This window comes from Schinkia azotoformans, assembly GCF_035811335.1.
GTDB lineage: Bacteria > Bacillota > Bacilli > Bacillales > Bacillaceae_J > Schinkia > Schinkia azotoformans.
The window spans coordinates 111,055-130,670 of sequence record NZ_JARSMD010000021.1 but is presented as its reverse complement, the minus strand read 5'-3'; the positions used below and the strand labels follow the sequence as shown (position 1 = coordinate 130,670).

The window sequence follows — 19,616 nt, the reverse complement described above, 5'->3', positions numbered from 1 at the left end:
TGAGAAATTGAAAAGCATCAATAACACTAAGATAGAGCTATTAGCACCTGCCGGAAATTGGGATTGTATTAAAGCTGCAGTTGCTAATGGAGCAGATGCTGTTTATTTTGGAGTTGGAACTTTAAATGCAAGAGTACGGGCAACGAATTTTCAAATCAATGATTTGCCCGAAGTTATGGCTTATTTGCATAAATATAATGTACGTGGTTTTGTCACGTTGAATATTTTAATTTTTGAAAAAGAGATGAATGATGCCCGCACTTTAATTGAAGCTTGTATTGGTGCCGGCGTAGATGGATTAATCGTTCAGGACATGGGAATTTTGCAATTAATTCGCGAAATGTCACCTGATTTTCCGATCCATGGTTCAACGCAAATGACGGTCACATCACCTGAGGCTGTTGATTTTCTAAAGCCGTATAATCTTGAAGTCGTTGTTTTGGGTCGTGAAAACAATATGAAGCAAATCAAAACGATTCACGACCAAACAAAAACTCCATTGGAAGTTTTTGTACACGGTGCTATCTGTGTTTCCTATTCAGGCCAGTGCTTAACATCAGAAATGTGGGGCGGACGATCAGCTAATCGTGGTGAATGTGCCCAAGCATGCCGCTTGCCATATGACCTAGTCGTTGATGGTGAAGTAAAAGAAATGGGAAATCTTGCTTACGTGCTATCACCAAAGGATTTAGCTGCTTTAGAGATTATACCTGAGCTAATTGAAGCTGGTGTAACTACTTTTAAAGTTGAAGGTCGTTTAAAATCACCTGAATATGTAGCGAATGTCGTAAGCAAATACCGTAAAGCGATCGACGAGTATCTTGCCGGTAGAGACTACACACCATCAAAAGAAGAAATTCGCGAACTTCAGCAGAGCTTTAGCCGAGGATTTACATTTGGCTTTTTAAAAGGAACTAACCATAAGCAATTATTAGATGGAACATTCCCTAAAAGCCGTGGTGTTTATGTAGGAACTGTCAAAAAAGTGCTAAAAGATGCAGTTCTATGTGAGACCCTAGCTCCTTTAAAGCGTGGCGACGGGATCGTTTTTGATGCTGGACGTCCAGAAGAAAAAGAAGAGGGCGGACGAATCTACGACCTTCGCAAAAAAGGCAACAAAGTAGATGGAGAGGTAAAAGAAGGTCTCATTGAAATCGTACCAGGCCGTCATGATATTAATTTAACAAAAGTCCATGTAGGTGATAAAATTTGGAAAACAAGCGACCAAGAACTGGATCGCCGCTTACGCAAAACCTATGAATCAGAACAAACCTATCGTCTTTTCCCAGTAAGTGTGTCAGCATCAGGTACGGTTGGTAGTTCATTAGTTACAGTATGGCATGATGAAACGACAAATCATTATGTCACTGTTGAGTCAAGTAGTAATCTTGAATTGGCAATGAAACGCCCATTAACTAGTGGATATCTAGGAGAACAGCTAGGCCGCTTAGGTGGAACAATTTTTGAGTTAACTAATATTGATGCAAGTTTTAGTGAGGATGTTATTATTCCGGTAAAAGAATTAAACCAAATGAGAAGAGAGGCAGTCGAGCAACTTCTAGTTTTAAGACAAGCGCCACCTTGTTATCAAAAAAACGAAGTAAAAGTGATCTCCAAATCTAAAAAAAGACAAAATAAAGACAAGCAAACTATGGAAAATCCGAATCTAATTGCCCTTTGTAGGACAATGGAGCAGGTTGTGGCTGCTTGTCAAACCGATATTGATTTCATCTATGCTGACTTTGAATTTACAACGGACTATCCAAAGGCTGTGAAAGCTGCTAGAGCACACAACAAACCGATCGCACTAGCTACACCTAGAATTCATATGCCTGGTGAAAATGCTATTTTAAACGGCTTAATTAAAGCTGAACCTGATGCCATTTTGGCAAGAAACCTAGCTGCAGTTCAATTTTATATGGATCAAAATCTATCAATACCGGTTATAGGCGATTTTTCTTTAAATATTGCGAACTCAAAAGCTGTGGATTTATTTTTGGGACGAGGCTTATCAAGAATCACTCCATCCTATGATTTAAATATTCAACAGATGTTTGATTTATTAGAGAATTCTACAACGACGAATATTGAGGTTGTCATCCACCAGCATTTGCCGATGTTCCATACTGAGCATTGTGTATATTGTACATTCCTCAGTGAAGGAACTGATTTCACAAATTGTGGTCGACCTTGTGAACAGCATCGTATATCACTTGAAGACCGAATTGGGATGAAGCATCCAGTACGAGTTGATATTGGCTGCCGCAACACAGTGTATAATGCGATCGAGCAATCCGGTGCAGAATATCTAGCGAATTTTTTAAATGAGGGTATTCAGCATTTTAGAATAGAGTTTTTAGAAGAAGAGGCTGGAAAGGTTCAAGAAGTGATCCATCTTTACCGTGAAGCACTTGAAGGAAAAAGAACCGGTACAAGTGTATGGAAATCACTAAAAGCTACAAATCAATTAGGTGTTACGAGAGGGCAGTTAATTAAAAAATAAATATTGGGGATACGCAATTCCCCTTTTTTCTTTAAAATAGGAGAATTTTAGGAAAAATTCTTAAATTAGCCATACAATTTTGCGAAAAATGTATTACTATATATAGTAGAGTTTATATTTTTATTAATTTAATTTGGCATACATATTGACAAACTGTAAAAGATAAATAAAAAGATGCTTTCCTAATCCAACTACTGCACGATACGACAGAAAGATAGGTGCAATGCAGTGCGAGTATTAATATTTAGTGGTGGAAATTTAAATACTTGGGCCCTTTCAAGTATAAAGGAGGAGGATTATATTATCGGAGTCGATCGCGGTGCCTATTTTCTATATTCTAATGGTATAGAAATGGATTGTGCAATCGGGGATTTTGATTCCGTAACGAAGGCTGAAAAAGAACGAATAGTGGCAAAAACAAAGGAAATAATTTCATGTGATGCCATTAATAAAAATGAGACCGATACGGAGATGGCGTTTAACTTTGCGCTAAATAAACAACCAAAAGAAATATTGCTATTTGGTGTTTTAGGAACTCGTTTCGATCATTCGATAGCCAACATTCAACTACTATACAGCGGATTAGATGCGGGAATTGACTGCAAAATCGTCGATGAGAGGAACGAAATTCAACTCGTTAATAGTCAGCTTGTCATACATAAGAATCGCTTCAAAAACGTTTCTTTACTGCCCTTAACCTTTGAGGTGAGCGGGATCACATTAGAAGGATTTAATTATCCCTTGACTGATGCGACGATCAGAATAGGGGAATCAATTGGAATTAGTAATATATTAAATGGTGAAATTGGCAAAATTACGATCAAATCTGGAATTTTGCAAGTGATAAAAAGTAATGATTAATAAAAAATTTATAAAGGAAGTGCAGTTTAAAATGGCAAAGAGAATAAGTGAACTATATGAGCATGAACTAATTGAAATGGCAGCAAAAAATTTACAAAAAGAACAAATTAAAAGAGAATGGTTTAGTCGTTGGGGTTTAGAGTTTCCAATGATTCGTACTGCTTTTGGTGTAAAAAAATATGGCGAGGATTATACAGCTAAAACTGAAATGAAAAACAAAGAGTATGTTGCGATATAAATAGAAAAGCGGAGGCGCTCATCGACGAGGCTTCCGCTTTTTTGTTGTCTAGCTCCAGCTCCCAGCGACTAGAAAACTTCGCAAGCCTCCCTACGATAAGTCAACATCGACTCGCATGCTCGTCGCCGGATGTCCTATATCTCAGTCGCCGTGCTCCAGTTTTTACGTCGCTAAACGGTCGCTTCCGCTTTTCTATTTTATTTATACATTTCTGCGACTTGTTTTTGAATATCTTTATTTTCCAAGTATTCATCAAATGTCATTTGCTTATCAACTAAGCCTTTTGGTGTAATTTCAAAAATACGGTTAGCTATAGTTTGGACAAACTGATGGTCATGGGATGCAAACAGCATTGAACCTTTAAAGGCAATTAAACCATTATTTAATGCTGTAATAGATTCAAGGTCTAAATGGTTTGTCGGCTCATCCAAAAGTAGAACGTTCGCACCGCTAAGCATCATTTTCGAAAGCATACAACGTACTTTTTCGCCCCCGGAAAGGACGCTTGCTTTTTTCAATACTTCTTCACCTGAGAATAGCATTCTTCCTAAAAAGCCTCTTAGGAAGCTTTCACTTTCATCATTAGGTGAAAATTGGCGAAGCCATTCAACAAGATTGACATCACTGTTTTCGAAGTACTCAGAGTTATCTTTTGGAAAATAAGCTTGCGATGTTGTAACTCCCCACTTGAATGTACCGCTATCAGGCTCCATTTCACCCATTAATATTTTAAACAAGGTTGTTTTCGCTATTTCATTGCTGCCAACAAGGGCAACTTTATCGCCTTTATTCATGATAAAGCTTAAATTGTCTAGAACTTTTTCACCATCAATTGTTTTTGTTAAACCTTCGACACGCAATAGGTCATTTCCGATTTCACGGTCAGGCGTAAAACCGACGAATGGATAGCGGCGTGATGATGGTCTAATATCGTCCAGTTCAATTTTATCTAATAATTTTTTACGGGAGGTTGCCTGTTTTGATTTTGATGCGTTTGCACTAAATCGGGCAATAAACTCTTTTAGTTCTTTGATTTTTTCTTCTTTTTTACGATTCGCATCCGAAGCCATCTTTGATGCTAATTGGCTTGATTCATACCAGAAATCATAGTTACCGACATAAATTTGAATTTTACTAAAGTCCAAATCAGCGATATGTGTACATACATTATTCAAGAAATGGCGGTCATGGGATACAACGATAACTGTATTTTCAAAGTTAATTAGAAATTCTTCTAGCCATGCGATCGCTTTTAAATCAAGATGGTTCGTCGGCTCATCCAATAGTAGAACATCAGGTTTACCGAATAATGCTTGGGCAAGCAATACCTTCACTTTTTCTGCACCGGTTAGTTCAGCCATTTTTTTCGTATGAAGCTCTTCTGGAATACCAAGCCCTTTTAATAGAATCGCCGCTTCAGATTCTGCTTCCCAACCGTTCATTTCAGCGAATTCGCCTTCAAGCTCGGCTGCTTTTATGCCATCTTCATCTGTAAAATCAGCCTTCATGTAAATGGCATCCTTTTCCTGCATAACCTCATAAAGACGAGCATGGCCCATAATGACTGTTGTCAGCACTTCATACTCTTCGTATTCAAAATGGTTCTGTTTTAGGACAGCTAAACGTTCACCAGGGCCCATGATCACATCACCAGTTTGCGGTTCGATATCACCAGATAAAATTTTTAAAAAAGTAGATTTACCGGCACCATTGGCACCAATTAAACCATAGCAATTTCCAGGGGTAAACTTAATGTTGACATCTTCAAAAAGTTTGCGGTCCCCGTAGCGTAGACTTACATTACTTACAGTAATCATTTAATTAAATTCCTCCAAATATTTGTTATCTATCAGATTATATCAAATAAACACTAATAAAGCGATTAACACCATAACAGGCCAGGATTAATGTGTTATTTATGTTTGTTATTATTATTTGAAAATAATTGTAAATCATAGTTTTCAAATTTTTACTGTCATGGTGATAGAATTAGTGGTACAATATTAAATAATTTCAATTTAATAATTTTTTAGATAATAGTTGGAGGGATTACTGGTGGCAGAACTACGTAGTAATATGATTAAAAAAGGCTTTGATAGAGCACCACATCGCAGTTTACTTCGAGCTGCAGGTGTAAAAGAGGAAGATTTCGATAAACCATTTATCGCAGTTTGTAATTCTTATATTGATATAGTACCAGGGCATGTCCATTTACAAGAATTTGGTAAAATTGTAAAGGAAGCCATTCGTGAAGCAGGTGGTGTACCATTTGAATTTAATACGATTGGTGTAGATGATGGTATTGCAATGGGTCATATTGGCATGCGCTATTCGTTACCAAGCCGTGATATTATTGCTGACTCGGTTGAAACAGTTGTGGCAGCTCACTGGTTCGACGGTATGGTCTGTATTCCAAACTGTGACAAGATTACACCAGGAATGATGATGGCAGCTATGCGTTTAAATATTCCAACTGTTTTTGTTAGTGGCGGCCCAATGAAAGCTGGCGTAACAAGCACTGGTAAGAAGCTTTCACTTTCATCAGTTTTTGAGGGAGTAGGGGCATACCAAGCTGGTCAAATTGATGAAGCTGCATTAACAGAGATCGAACAATATGGCTGCCCAACATGTGGATCATGTTCAGGCATGTTTACTGCAAACTCTATGAACTGTCTTGCAGAGGTTCTTGGATTAGCATTACCAGGAAATGGCACCATTTTGGCGGTTTCCCCTGAACGACGTGATTTTGTTCGTGAGTCTGCAAAACAATTAATGCATTTAATTGAAAAAGACATTAAACCACGTGACATCGTTACAGAAAAAGCAATCGACAATGCGTTTGCTTTAGACATGGCAATGGGCGGTTCTACAAATACAGTATTACACACACTTGCATTAGCAAACGAAGCAGGTGTTGAATATTCCCTTGAACGTATTAATGCAGTAGCTGAACGTGTACCACACTTGGCAAAGCTTGCTCCAGCATCTGATGTATTTATTGAAGATTTACATGAAGCAGGTGGTGTGCACGCAGTACTTAATGAATTAGCGAAAAAAGAAGGTACCCTTCACTTAGATACTTTAACTGTAACTGGTAAAACATTAGGTGAGAACATTGTTGGCCATGAAGTAAAAGACTACAATATTATTCTTCCAATTGATAAGCCGCACACTGAAAAAGGCGGACTTGCGATTCTATTTGGTAATTTAGCTCCAGAGGGTGCAGTTATTAAATCGGGTGCAGTCGAGGGTGGCATTACTCGCCATGAAGGTCCTGCGATTGTATTTGATTCACAGGAAGAGGCGCTAGAAGGCATTGCAAATGGCAGTGTTAAGGCAGGCCATGTAGTTATTATCCGCTATGAAGGACCAAAAGGTGGTCCAGGTATGCCGGAAATGCTTGCTCCAACATCACAAATTGTTGGTATGGGTCTTGGCACAAGAGTTGCCTTAGTAACAGATGGTCGTTTCTCAGGTGCATCCCGCGGCTTATCAATCGGTCACGTTTCACCTGAAGCTGCAGAAGGCGGACCACTTGCATTCGTTGAAAACGGCGACCATGTAGTTATTGACATTGAACAACGCACAATGAACGTTGACGTACCGGAGGAAGAGTGGAACAAGCGTAAGGAAAACTGGAAAGGCTTCGAACCAAAGGTTAAAACTGGTTATCTTGCACGCTATTCTAAACTTGTTACAAATGCAAGCAAAGGCGGAATTTTAAAGATTTAGTTGATGGTGGGTCTTTGAATCTCTGCTTGAAATTGAAATTTTTGTGATTGGAAATTGGTGAAAGCATGGCTCTTAGTTTGGGCCATGTTTTTTTGTGGTTATTAAGTATTTATCCTCATCAAACCGAGCCTAGATGAGGTTTGATAGTAAATAACTCGTGTTTATCCTCACCAAACCGTGTCTAGGTGAGGTTTGATAGTAAATAACTCGTGTTTATCCTCACCAAACCATGTCCAGGCCTGATTTGATAGTAGAAAACTATTATATTATTTAGTTAGTATATTATTTTAAATGTAGTGAGTTCCCCTTTGTTTTCCGATAGATTGATAATTAGTGGTCAGAACCTTCCTAATAGTGTTATCTGATTTAATAATACCGCACCATTCACTAATTGCCGTAGTTGTTACTTTTATATCAGGAAATAGCATTTTATATTCTTCAACATTCCGCAAAACAGCTGCTTCAATCTTCTCCCGAAAACCACATTTATTGCAAACTATTGTTTTGGGATTAGTGAAAACATCAAACGACTGACAAGATTTGCAATAGATCCCCTTTTTTAACCCCTCAAAGGTATAGTCCGGTCTATTTTTGAAGGGTGATTCGTCCTTATGGTTTTGTAGTAATTGTTGGGCTAACTTAAAATCTCTTTCTTTTAATTTGGCAGTTGTTAATTGTGAGTTTAATTGATTTACGAAGCGATCAAGTTGTGTTGGAAAGATGATAGGGTGATTGGGTGGTGCTTGATATAGGTAGAAATTTGGGTTTACAAACACTAGCTTTGATGTGATTGGGGATTTAAATCCTAGCCTTTGAAGTTGTTGTTTTAATAATAGCTCGCAACGGTTTAATTGGTGAATTGGATTTTTGCTTTCTTTTTTTCTATCATTTTTGAGGATAGAATACCAATTATTGTCGTTGTCAATGATGTAGTCGTTTTCAAAATTCTTAACATCGTAAAGATGTATTTTTTCTGGGGCCAGTAGCAGCGAATCGATTTGAAAATAGGTATTATTGATTTCAAATAATAGATCATTTAATATAATAAATTCACCTTGCAGCGGTGCAAGCAAGTGGTCGAATTGCACTTCACCCTCGTATCCTTTTTCAAGGGTCCAGTAGTATTGCATTTCGCTTTGTGATAGAGTGGTTCGGGTATTGACAACTCTATAAATCATTAATTCCTTCGATTCAGTTCGGTGTTTATAAATCATTAGAAAACTCCTTTCAATAATGTTATCTATTATTTTAAGTGAATTTTCATATATTTACCATGAAAAAATTAATAGATTTTATTTTCATCTAGTTTACATAATAAAATTATGGAATAGTAAGGATTCCGATAAAATTTCTCTGTTCTTGAAATGGTAAAATTAACACCCCTTGCAAAATTTGATTATTTAATTTTTCAATATTAGATACTATAATGGATGGATAGCAGATACTAATTAAAAGGAGTTTCTATGAAAAAATTCAAACCGATTATAGAAATCATTTGTTATATTGTATTGCCGATTGTAATTTGGAAGTATGGACGCGAGCCACTAGGGGATTATTATGCAATGTTGTTATCAACAGCGCCAGCGTTTGTCTATACGATATGGAACTTTTTCAATGACCGTCAATTTAACGTTTCTGGTTTATATATTATGTCATCGCTTTTGGTCAATACGATTTTGGATTTAGTCAGTGATTCGGCTGAATGGATGCTTTGGAACGGCATTTATTTTAATTTCGGTATGATTGCCTTTTTATTACTGACAATTGCTATTAAAAAACCGATTGTCATGTATTTTCTAATAGACGCTGCTTATGTTCAAGGTACACCGCGTGAGGAAAGCCGTAAAAAGTATAAATCAAAAGAGCTATTTAAATATTTCCAATGGTTGACTGCTTTCTTAATTTTACGGGACGTGTTGGAGAGCGGTGTGAAAATCTGGCTTATCTATAAATATGGTGTAGATGGATTTGATAAGATTTTGATTACGATGAGAACATTCGGTTATGTCATGTCAATTGTCTTTGTAGGAGCCGTTATGTTTGTATTTAATAAAATTAGCCAGCATGCTGAAAAAGAAAAAAGTGCCGAAAGTGAAGAAGAAGAGGAAAAGGTCATTTAATAATCGCCAGTAGAAGCTATTTAAGCTAAAAAAATTAAACACCTAGTTTCCGCTTACACAGGAATTAGGTGTTTTTTAATCCATTTTAATCGAAGTAGCAAATGCAACATAGGGCACCGACCCAATCATGATCCGTATGACCTGGATTGGAACTAAAGGGAATTTTAATTCAATAAATGCTACTGCTTCTTTTTTTACATTCTGTACAAATTCACCATCTTCGTTTAGTTGCGCAGCATGCCTTTTCCCTACATAAAGTAAAGCTTCAAACCGGCCTTCATTTTCTATGATTTCGTGCTTTAAAAATAAACCCAATCCTATCACCTTATCCAAACTGACGTTTACTTTATAGCTTAAACATTAACATAGATAATATCCTTGTATATTTTTCTCTGGTATAATTTAGAAAAAGAACAAAGGGGGGGAATAACGGATGCAAGACGAAGAACGAATTTATTTATTAGAAAAAAGAGTGTCCGAATTGGAAAGTGAGCTAAGTATTTTAAAAACGGCGATCCATGTCCCGTCACCAATTGACGATTCCCATTCTTCATTATTGCAAACTCAATCAAATACTAACGTGGCAAACGTCCCAAAGGTTCCCGTAGATCAAACAATCGATAAAAACTGGGACTTACTTAAAAAATCACAACAAAAAGAACAGCCAAAAGAAAAGCGTGATTTAGAAAAGCTATTAACCCAGGTTTGGCTACCACGGATTTTTATGGTTGTTATGTTGTTGGGGGTACTGTGGGGATTCAAAGTTGCGATTGATTACGGATTTCTTACGCCTGCTGTGCGAATTATACTTGGCTATATTGTCGGTGCAGCACTCATTTACTTAGGCCAAAAACAACTAAAACATGCTCGTGAAAAACTAGGAATCGTGTTATTAGGAGGATCCTACTCGATTCTTCTATTTACAACTTTTGCGGCTAATATCTTATTCGGATTTTTCCCAAGCCCATTGGCCTTTATTTTAAATATTATTTGGCTGGGAATCGGGTTATTTTTGGCAAGCAAGCATCATTCACAAGCTTTAGGGGTTTTCATTGCTATTGGCGGTTATTTAATCCCATTTTTAATCGAGAGTGAAAATCCAAGTATATGGATATTTGCATCATATGAAACGATTCTCTATCTTATTTTACTTTATTTTTCGTTACGTAAAAAATTCATTAGCCTTTATTTCGTAGCGTTTGCACTTTTACATCTAACATTTTTCATTTATTCGATAGCAGCTGGATTCCTAAGTAACAATGATCCGCTCGTTTATGGTGTCGTTATACAGTTCCTGTTTATTACGGTGATTTATTTGAAAGGAACCTTCTACACAACGGAGCAAAGGGCAACATTGTTTACAAGCTTTGTTTTAACAACCGGCTGGGTAAACATCACCTTTACCGATTTTGCTGCTGAACAATTTGCGCTCATCACTACAGTTATATTTTTACTAATCACCTATTTCTTCAAAAAAGATAAGGATAAGATGGTCATAGCTTCGGTAGTGGCAGCCTTCGCCTTAATTACCTGGCTAATCCATATTTTTGAAGGTGATTTACTGCAAGTCTTTTTATTAGTCGAAGGGGTAGCGTTATTGTACCTGGGCTGGAATTTACAGTCCAGTTTGCAAAAATTAGCCGGAGCGATCATTTATTCGATAGCATTTTTGATTGCGATTGAAAATAATTATGAGCGGCTGTTTTCGATCGATTCGATGATTTGGCTTACACTATTACTAACAGCCGGCTATGTACTATATGGAATTGTAAAATATGAAAAAAATCAAAATATATTAAAATGGACTCTTGTTGGAATGAATATAATCGTCTGGTTGAGGTACACTTTGCTTTTAATCCCCTTGATTTTGGCCGGATTAGATGAAAATGTGATCCAAATGACGGTTTCGTTTGTTTGGGCGATTCTTTCTGTAGCATTAGTTGTCTTTGGTGTTAAAAGAAATAAAAAGTCAGTTCGCTTAACGGGTGTTGGATTATTATTTATCTCCTTAATAAAAGTTGTCTTTTTTGATCTGTTCATGGTATCGATTGCGATCCGAGCTATTTTGTTCATCGGAATAGGTGTCATTGGTATCTTAATTTCAAGAATTTTTTACAGTAAAAATAATTAAAATAGATCTAATTTTGTTGGGGCTGACCGTTGGGGTGGCCTCATTTTTTTTCGTAAATGATAAAAATATTTATTTTTTCACTTTTTTTTCATTTTCGCTGGTTAGGATGTAAGTGTGGAGGGATTGAAAATGAAAAAAATATATTTAATACCGGCGGCCTTTCTTCTTTCAAGCAGCATTTTGAGTTATGCCCTAGTTGCTAAGGCAGATGATGATCACAAGGAAAAAAATTATTACAAGTATTCTGACCAGCGAAATTATGAACAGCTAGATTATAAAAAAGATCGTTATGAAGATGATGATGACTACAAAAAATATGAGCATTTCGAAAAGGACCGCTATAAAAACTATGATGAATATGAGAAACATCATGACGATGATGACGATGATGACGACGATGATGAATACAAAGAAAATGAAGACTATTACTATTATGATCAACACCAAATAAATGTAACCAAGGAATCATGGTTCAAATGGTCGAGATCAGTTGCAGAACCAAGTGAAATAGCGGCATTGCCGATCAGTCAAGCAACGGAAATCTTACTAAAAATGAATAACCAAGAGCCGATCAAAATTGAGGCCCTTCCAAATGGTAGTCAGCTTTTAGTACCTGTAGAAGAGGTGGCCAAATACCTTGGGGCTAAAACGGTTATTTATCCTAAATCAGAAATTATGGAGATTAATAAAGACAACATGCAGCTAATCGTTCGCAACAATACAAAAGTCGTTTATGAAAATATGAAAAAAACGCCAATGCAAGCCCAGGTTACAAAGAAAAATGATCAGTATTATATGCCTATTTCGGTACTGGCGAATGGTTTAGGTTATCAAATAATGGAAACAACAGCAAATAATCAAATAGAAGTAAAAGGTGGCTCACAGTTATGAACAATAAATGGATGAAATGGATTGTAGGTGTTGGCGGGATTTCGGCATTTACGCTTTTTCTACAGACGATTAATGCTAATGATCAAGCATCGAATGTGAATGAAGACTTTGCCTTAAACGAAAATATGAATGTGAACGTGGTAAATGCTACAGAAAATACTGGAATCAATAAAGATGAGCGGGAGCAACAATTACTTGCATTAGATTGGGATGAAAGTAATTGGGATGTGGAATACAGCAATGAGACGATCATCGCTTCTCCAAGAAACGGAATACCGTATTTAGACCGCGCTGAAGAGCGGACAAGGAGATCATGATGCTGATGCAGGAATATTATTTTCAATGCAAAGCCATGGATACCCTCATCGAAATTGCCGGAACAGGTAAAATTGATTTGTTTGAATGGGAGAAGGAAATTGAGAATTGGTTCGAACAATTTGAAAATATTTGCTCACGCTTCCGCCCAAACAGTGAGCTTTCGCTTTTGAATAATCAATCTATTGATACCATTATTCAAATTGAGCCGACTCTTTATCAAATTATTAAAAAAGCAAATGATTTTGCTGTGCAAACAGATTTCTATTTTAATCCATTTCTGGGCAAAGCCCTAAAAGCTTATGGGTATAAGGAAACTTTTAATGAATTCAAGGACAAAAACGATGTAGAGATTGAACCCTATCAATATGAAGGATATATCAAAGAACCGATTGAATTTTTACCAGTGATGAATGGTGTGATCAAAAAGGGAGATTACGAAATTGATCTTGGTGGTATTGCTAAGGGCTGGAGCGTTGATAAAGTCGCTTCCATTGTAAAAGAATTAGGGCTTGAAAATGGAATTGTGAATGCCGGAGGTGACATCTTTGTTTGGGGAGAAGAGGAAAGAACGATTGGTGTCCAGCACCCGTCCTCGGAGCTTAGTGATAAAGATATTATTCAATTCAAAATGCGGAACGGGGGAATTGCAACCTCAAATACGTTATACCGAAGCTGGAATGTAGGTGGGAAACGAGTTCACCATATTTTAAATGGAAAAGAGGGCATTCCCTCTGAAAGTGATATTGTTCAAGCAACGGCTTTCTCATCCAATACAGCAGAAGCTGATGTAGTAGCAAAAATATTGTGTATGCACAATTTTAAAGAAGCAATCCCCTGGCTAACGAAGCACTTTCCACATGCCGGCTGCATTGTAGTTAAAAATGATGGTCAAGTTGCTATTAGTCAATCAGTAAAAAAATATGTTACAAGGATCGTGATGTAATATGGCTTTACCTACATGGGAGCTTATTCGTGCCGCAGGCTTAACTTCTTATTTCTTATTATTTGTTTCTGCAGCTTGCGGCATATTGTTTAGTATAAAAGTTGCAACACATAAGACAAATCAACTTTTGCAAATCACTCACCAATCAGCGGGCTGGATTAGTTTACTATTTGGCTTATTTCACGGCCTACTTTTATACATTGATACTTACAAACCCTATACATTAACGGAAATCTTTATTCCATTTACAACAAAAGAAGAAACATTACTAAATGGCTTCGGTACCATTTCATTATATCTTTTAGTACTGCTGTTCATTTCTGGGGATATAATGAAAAAAATTGGGGCTAAAGTATGGAGAAGAATTCACGGTTTGGCATTGCCATTGGTTATTATCGCCAGTGTCCATGGTATTTTATTAGGAACGGATGCTAGCAATGCTTGGGCAATTATCCTTTATGCCGGCGCACTTGCGATCATCCTCTCATTATTAATTGTAAAATTGCTTCTCATTAAAGCAAAAACAAAAAAGGTAGTAAGTGCATAGGAAAATTTTGCTATATAATGTAGTTAAAAAGACAAGGTGTTGGTGAAAATGTTACTCCTTTTAGCAGAAGATGATAAACGATTAGGGAATCTAGTTGTTCATATGTTGAAAAAGGAAAAACATCAAGTAGACTGGGTGCAAAATGGGGAAGATGCCCTCCTTTTTGCAAAAAATTCTAACTATGACTTGATTATTTTAGATTGGATGATGCCGAAAAAGGATGGGATTACAGTTTGTAAAGAGCTGCGTTCATACGGATATGATGGGGCAATTTTAATGGTAACAGCCAAGGACGGATTGGAAGACCGTGTAAAAGGCCTTGATTATGGAGCGGACGATTATATTGTTAAACCATTTGAATTTGCAGAGTTATTTGCGAGAATTCGTGCATTGCAAAGGAGAATTTCTAAACCGTTAGTGCAAGACGAAATTCTATCAGTTGGTTCAATCCAGTTAAATGTTGTCACCCATGTTGTTGAAAAGGATGGTCAGGAAATTCAACTAACACCAAAAGAATATCAGCTCTTGGAATTGTTTTTACGTAACCCAAACCAAACATTGCCTAGAGATTTATTGATAGATCGAATTTGGGGCTATGAAGCTGAAGTAAGCAGCAATAATTTAGATGCCTTAGTACGTTTATTAAGAAAAAAAATTGAAGATGACGGCTCTCACCTCATTCAAAATATCAGGGGAGTAGGTTATAAAATTGAAAAACAAACTGTTTAACCACACCCAATGGCGATTAACTCTATTATTTACGAGCTTTCTCATTATTTTTCTAATTTCGTTTATTCTAATCACATATTTTTCATTGCTTTCGATTGTGACACACGACCAAAAAGAGAAAGTAATTGCATTAGCACATGAAGAAATGGAAGACCATCGTGAGGATTTGTTCGAATGGTATTTTAAAAAGAAAGAAAAAAAACACGATAAAAAAGATGCGATTGAATATAAACCGGAAGCAAGAACATTTTATTTTGTTTTATCAAGAGATGGAAATTTAATTGACGGGGATGAAAACAAACCGGAGATTCGTTCCGAAATCCTATCTCATATCAAGAGCTGGCAGCCCGAGGAGAATGAAGTAAAGAGGATTAGTATTCATTTGGAAGATGGGTCAAAGGAAGATTTACTTCTATCCGGTCGTCCAATCTTTGAACATGGTAGTTATTTAGGAACGATTTATGCAGGTACAAATATTTCAGAAGAAACAGAGATAATACAAACACTTCTATTCATATTAATCGTCCTATCGATTATTTTTATTGCCGCTTCTGCTTTACTAGGCTATTGGATGGCCGGCAGAGCGATGGTGCCAATTTCAAACGCTTTTAATAGACAAAAAGAATTTACAGCAGACGCTTCTCATGAATTAAGGACGCCGCTTAGTATTTTACAATCATCGTTGGAAGTAATTGAGGCAGAAGATCGTGAAAATCTATCACCATTTTCCGTTACGGTGTTGGATGATCTAAAAGATGAAGTAAAACGAATGACACATCTTGTCAATGATCTATTGCTTTTGGCCCGTACTGATCTTGGTAAAGAACAAATAAACAAAGACTGGTTTTCGATAACAAGCGTCCTTGAAAAATTACAAAGAAAATTTCAATATGAAGCCGAAAAGGCTGGTGTTCATTTGAGTGCTTCACTTGAAAACGAAGTCAAGGTCTTTGGTGATGAGGAAAAAATAACACAATTGCTATTTATCTTAGTGGATAATGCCATTAAATATAATGTGCCGGGGGGAGATGTCCTAATTTCGGCAGTAAAGGATAATAATCAAATTAGGATTGAAGTTAAAGATACAGGTGTAGGTATTCCGTTAGAACATCAAAAAAGAATATTTGATCGTTTTTATAGAGTAGACCAAGCAAGGTCAAGAGAGAAAGGAAGCAGCGGAATCGGATTGTCAATTGCTGATTGGATCGTCCAAGTGCATAATGGCAAATTGGAAGTAAGAAGCGGTGAAGAAGGAAAAGGGACGACATTTACAATCCTTCTCCCATTAATAAAATAGAAAAGGAGCAATGAAGTAAAATGAACGGTAAAACTAAAAGAATAGTTGGTGGCTTTCTAGCATTATTGCTTTTGTTAGTTATATCATTTGTTGCCCAGCCAAGCTTTGCTGATGATGATCACAACAAATATCGCGAAGGTGAATTTTACAATGGCCATTATGACAAGCATAAACATGATGAGAATGAGGCTCTAGAGGAAGGCGGAGAATTATTGGGATGGGGCACGGTCATCGCCATTGGTGGTGCAGGCGCATTAATGCCCTTAAGAAGAGGATCTCGTAGTATAATTAAGAAATTTCCAAATGCTAAAAGCGGGATTATTTCTGCTTTAAAATTCTTAGGTAAATCACATATTTGGATCGGGGCATTAGCCCTTATATTAAGCTCCGTCCATGGGGTGATGATGTATTTCAATGAAAGGGAATTTGGATTTGACGAAATATCGGGGACAATTTCTGTTGGACTTATGGCCATTGCCGCTGTCTTCGGTGTCCTATTAATGAAAAATAAAGGAAGCAAACAATATCGTTCGTTCCATTTTGCCTTTCTAATCGTAGCGGTCATAATTGGGGCAGTCCATGTTTTAATTTCATGATATTGCCAGTGAATGGACAATGGTATATGATATCAATATGATAGTTTAAAGATAGTATATAGATAGCAACTTGATATCATAATCATAGCGGAAAGGCGTGTAATAAAAATGATGGATCAATCAAGGGTTCAACTGAACTTAAGAGTGCCTATCGAAACAGTTCAAAAGCTGGATGAAATCGTTGAATTTTATCAAAAAAACACGAAATTCGGCAGGGTCTATAAGGGAGATGTGCTGACAGATATTATAGAAAAAGCACATGCTGCTATGATCAAACAAAGCCATTTTACTAAGCAATATTAAAGATGTAATGACAGCCATTACATCTTTTTTAGTTTCTAAACAAATAAGTTTACAAATGTTGGGATAGATTTTATAGTATTCCTTATAACGGTTTCAACTGTTGGAAAGGGTGCTACCAGTGATCAATGAAGCAAGCGAGCGAATATTTACAAAAAATTTTGTCTTATTATTTTTAACGAACTTCTTCCTTTTTATAGCCTATTACTCATTCATTACCGCTTTACCTATTTATGTATTAGACGAATTAAAGGGGAGTGAAGCTCAGGCTGGGTTAGTTGTTACAATGCTATTAATTTCCGCCATCATCGTTAGACCATTTTCGGGAAAAATATTAGAGTTGTTCGGAAGAAAAGAAACGCTCATTATTAGTTTAGTTTTTTATCTGTTCGGAACAATCATGCACTTTTGGATCATTAACTTTTATACTTTAATGGCCCTTCGGTTTTTTCATGGAATTTGGTTTAGTATTATTACTACAGCTACTTATGCAATCGCAGCGGATATCATTCCTGAGCATAGGCGTGGGGAAGGTTTAGGTTATTTTACAATGTCAATGAATATTGCCATCGTTGCTGGTCCCTTCATTACAATAGCACTTTTAGGAACCTCAACCTTCCAGACACTATTTAATTTACTTACTGTATTAATGGTTGGAACAGTTTTTATTACAACGTTTATTCAGGTTCCAAAGCTTGAAATTAATCAATTACAGTCAAAACTTAAATTTAGTATGAATGACCTGTTTGAAAAAAAATCAATTCCAATTGCGGTCATAGCCCTTTTACTTACTTTTGCCTATTCTAGTATACTATCTTATTTAACAATCTTTGCGAAATCACTCGGATTATTAGAAGCCGCAAGCTATTTCTTTATAGTGTTTGCAGCTTCCATGCTAATCGCTAGACCATTTGTTGGCCGTTTATTCGATAAAAAAGGTCCAACAATCGTTATTTACCCGTTAATCATTTTGTTTTCTATCGGTCTATTCCTATTAACGGTCACAAAATCGGCCTTATTGCTAATCGTTGCAGCAGCATTCATTGGAATTGGTTACGGAAGTCTAGGTCCGTGTTTCCAAACTTTAGCAGTGCAATTTGCGGGGAAAAATAGAAGCGGGCATGCAACAGCCACCTATTTAACTTTTTTCGATATTGGTATAGCGGTAGGGGCCTACGTATTAGGGCTCATTGTGAGTCATTTTAGCTATTCAGGATTATTTTTATTTGCAGGTATTGTTGCGTTATCGATGCTAGTTCTTTTTAAACCAGTGTACAATAAATCTCAAGCGTTAGTAGAGGAATCCTTTAATGAAACAGCAGTTCCTTTAGAAGTGAAAATGAAATAAAAGAAAAACAGATTTATAGGATATAAGGTTATCTAAAATGTGTATAGTAGTCACTTCTAGATAACCTTTTTGTTTTTTTACCGTATAATAGGTTAAGATAATTAAGTGTAATAATTAATTTATTTAACTTTATTTGTAGGAGAAGAGTTCATGATTAAGATGATAATAAGTGATTTAGATGGAACGCTGCTAAGTTTTGATAATAAGGTTCACGATAACGATATTAATGCGATTCATGCCGCCCTACAGCAGGGCATTGATTTTTGTTTAGCTTCAGGGCGAAAGGATCTAGATATACAAGCAGTGGCTAAAATAATCGGAGGCAATAAATTTCATCGCATCAGCCAAAATGGGGCTTTTGTCTTTTCTAGTGATAATCACGAACTTCATCGTACTTCGTTTGAACCGGCAATTGCTAAAAAATTATATGAACGAATAATCGGAGAAGATGTCGTTACAATTTTATCAACGATTGACAGGGAATATGTTGAAGTTAAAGATGAAGTAATCCGTAAAATTGAAGAAAGGCTTTTCAGTCAAATTGAAGAAGAAAGAGAATTGAAAGCAAAGATAGGAAAATCAATACATACATCAAAAATAATAATTAATGGTGCAGAAAATACAATTAGACAATTACAACAGGAATTAATCGAGACTTTTCCCAATGAATTAGATACCTTTATTTCAGAATCCAAAATACTAGATGTCATGCCTAAAAATATTAGTAAGGGAAATGCAATTAAAATACTAATGGAAAACGTAGGTTTATCCCCCAATGAAATTGCCTGCATTGGGGATTCCTATAATGACATCCCCATGTTCCAATTAACAAAGAATAGCTTTGCAATGTCTACAGCGCATCCTGACGTAAAGAGAGAGGCGAATTTCATTGTAGAGACTGTAGCGGAAGCAATTGAACAAATACTTACTTCCTCTAAGGTTAGATCTTAACGGAAGCCATTTATCCTCACCAAAAGGGTTGCGACTCTGGTTTGATAGTACATAACCTGTATTTATCCTCACCAAAAGGGTCGCAATCCAAATTTGATAGTACATAACCAG

Annotated in this window: 19 protein-coding genes; 16 read left to right on the top strand and 3 right to left on the bottom strand. The window is 36.5% G+C overall.

Annotation, left to right across the window (positions count from 1 at the left end; genetic code table 11):
• The first annotated feature begins 7 nt into the window (after positions 1-7).
• The 3 genes from P9E47_RS13480 (at position 8) to P9E47_RS13470 (ending at position 3,602) form a co-directional block, all read left to right on the top strand.
• Positions 8-2,503 (top strand): U32 family peptidase, encoded by a 2,496-nt coding sequence (locus P9E47_RS13480; RefSeq protein WP_326163681.1) that lies wholly within the window; start codon positions 8-10, stop codon positions 2,501-2,503.
• Between the two features lie 228 nt (positions 2,504-2,731).
• Entirely contained in the window at positions 2,732-3,364 is a 633-nt protein-coding gene (locus P9E47_RS13475; RefSeq protein WP_035194583.1) for a thiamine diphosphokinase, read from the top strand.
• A 31-nt stretch (positions 3,365-3,395) separates the two neighbouring features.
• Entirely contained in the window at positions 3,396-3,602 is a 207-nt protein-coding gene (locus P9E47_RS13470) for a hypothetical protein (protein WP_152551221.1), read from the top strand.
• Between the two features lie 197 nt (positions 3,603-3,799).
• Here P9E47_RS13470 and P9E47_RS13465 read toward each other — a convergent pair whose 3' ends face one another.
• The gene (locus P9E47_RS13465; RefSeq protein WP_003330246.1) at positions 3,800-5,419 is read right to left on the bottom strand and encodes an ABC-F family ATP-binding cassette domain-containing protein; all 1,620 of its coding nucleotides are present in this window, start codon (positions 5,417-5,419) and stop codon (positions 3,800-3,802) included.
• A gap of 238 nt (positions 5,420-5,657) precedes the next feature.
• Here P9E47_RS13465 and ilvD point away from each other — a divergent pair, with 238 nt between their 5' ends.
• Positions 5,658-7,334: a dihydroxy-acid dehydratase gene (gene ilvD, locus P9E47_RS13460; RefSeq protein ID WP_003330247.1), complete on the top strand. Its 1,677-nt coding sequence runs from the start codon at positions 5,658-5,660 to the stop codon at positions 7,332-7,334.
• 287 nt (positions 7,335-7,621) lie between these two features.
• On the opposite strand, the gene P9E47_RS13455 is transcribed toward ilvD, so the two are convergent.
• Entirely contained in the window at positions 7,622-8,512 is an 891-nt protein-coding gene (locus P9E47_RS13455; RefSeq protein ID WP_326153856.1) for a nuclease-related domain-containing protein, read from the bottom strand.
• Positions 8,513-8,797: 285 nt separating this feature from the next.
• On the opposite strand from P9E47_RS13455, the gene P9E47_RS13450 reads away from it, so the two are divergent.
• Positions 8,798-9,454, top strand: a complete 657-nt coding sequence (locus P9E47_RS13450; protein WP_003330250.1) for a VC0807 family protein — start codon at positions 8,798-8,800, stop codon at positions 9,452-9,454.
• A gap of 75 nt (positions 9,455-9,529) precedes the next feature.
• Here the strand turns inward: P9E47_RS13450 and P9E47_RS13445 are convergent, their stop codons facing one another.
• Entirely contained in the window at positions 9,530-9,769 is a 240-nt protein-coding gene (locus tag P9E47_RS13445; protein ID WP_003330251.1) for a hypothetical protein, read from the bottom strand.
• A gap of 118 nt (positions 9,770-9,887) precedes the next feature.
• On the opposite strand from P9E47_RS13445, the gene P9E47_RS13440 reads away from it, so the two are divergent.
• The 11 genes from P9E47_RS13440 (at position 9,888) to P9E47_RS13390 (ending at position 19,505) form a co-directional block, all read left to right on the top strand.
• Positions 9,888-11,585: a DUF2339 domain-containing protein gene (locus P9E47_RS13440; protein WP_003330252.1), complete on the top strand. Its 1,698-nt coding sequence runs from the start codon at positions 9,888-9,890 to the stop codon at positions 11,583-11,585.
• 129 nt (positions 11,586-11,714) lie between these two features.
• Positions 11,715-12,476 (top strand): copper amine oxidase N-terminal domain-containing protein, encoded by a 762-nt coding sequence (locus P9E47_RS13435; RefSeq protein WP_326163680.1) that lies wholly within the window; start codon positions 11,715-11,717, stop codon positions 12,474-12,476.
• Positions 12,473-12,793 carry a hypothetical protein gene (locus tag P9E47_RS13430; RefSeq protein WP_003330254.1) on the top strand — a complete coding sequence of 107 codons (321 nt, stop codon included), beginning with the start codon at positions 12,473-12,475 and terminating at the stop codon, positions 12,791-12,793. Before P9E47_RS13435 ends, P9E47_RS13430 begins: the two co-directional genes overlap by 4 nt.
• 5 nt (positions 12,794-12,798) lie before the next feature.
• Positions 12,799-13,737, top strand: a complete 939-nt coding sequence (locus P9E47_RS13425) for an FAD:protein FMN transferase (RefSeq protein ID WP_326153855.1) — start codon at positions 12,799-12,801, stop codon at positions 13,735-13,737.
• A gap of 1 nt (position 13,738) precedes the next feature.
• A complete protein-coding gene (locus P9E47_RS13420; RefSeq protein WP_003330256.1) occupies positions 13,739-14,284 on the top strand; it encodes a ferric reductase-like transmembrane domain-containing protein in 546 nt (181 codons plus the stop codon).
• A gap of 48 nt (positions 14,285-14,332) precedes the next feature.
• Positions 14,333-15,013, top strand: a complete 681-nt coding sequence (locus tag P9E47_RS13415; RefSeq protein ID WP_003330257.1) for a response regulator transcription factor — start codon at positions 14,333-14,335, stop codon at positions 15,011-15,013.
• Entirely contained in the window at positions 14,994-16,310 is a 1,317-nt protein-coding gene (locus tag P9E47_RS13410; RefSeq protein WP_326163678.1) for a sensor histidine kinase, read from the top strand. The genes P9E47_RS13415 and P9E47_RS13410 overlap by 20 nt, the downstream gene beginning before the upstream one ends.
• A 20-nt stretch (positions 16,311-16,330) precedes the next feature.
• Positions 16,331-16,906, top strand: a complete 576-nt coding sequence (locus tag P9E47_RS13405; RefSeq protein ID WP_003330259.1) for a hypothetical protein — start codon at positions 16,331-16,333, stop codon at positions 16,904-16,906.
• Between the two features lie 108 nt (positions 16,907-17,014).
• Positions 17,015-17,209 (top strand): hypothetical protein, encoded by a 195-nt coding sequence (locus P9E47_RS13400; protein WP_003330261.1) that lies wholly within the window; start codon positions 17,015-17,017, stop codon positions 17,207-17,209.
• A 118-nt stretch (positions 17,210-17,327) separates the two neighbouring features.
• Positions 17,328-18,554 (top strand): MFS transporter, encoded by a 1,227-nt coding sequence (locus P9E47_RS13395; RefSeq protein ID WP_003330262.1) that lies wholly within the window; start codon positions 17,328-17,330, stop codon positions 18,552-18,554.
• Between the two features lie 150 nt (positions 18,555-18,704).
• Positions 18,705-19,505 (top strand): Cof-type HAD-IIB family hydrolase, encoded by an 801-nt coding sequence (locus P9E47_RS13390; protein ID WP_003330263.1) that lies wholly within the window; start codon positions 18,705-18,707, stop codon positions 19,503-19,505.
• Positions 19,506-19,616: the final 111 nt, after the last annotated feature.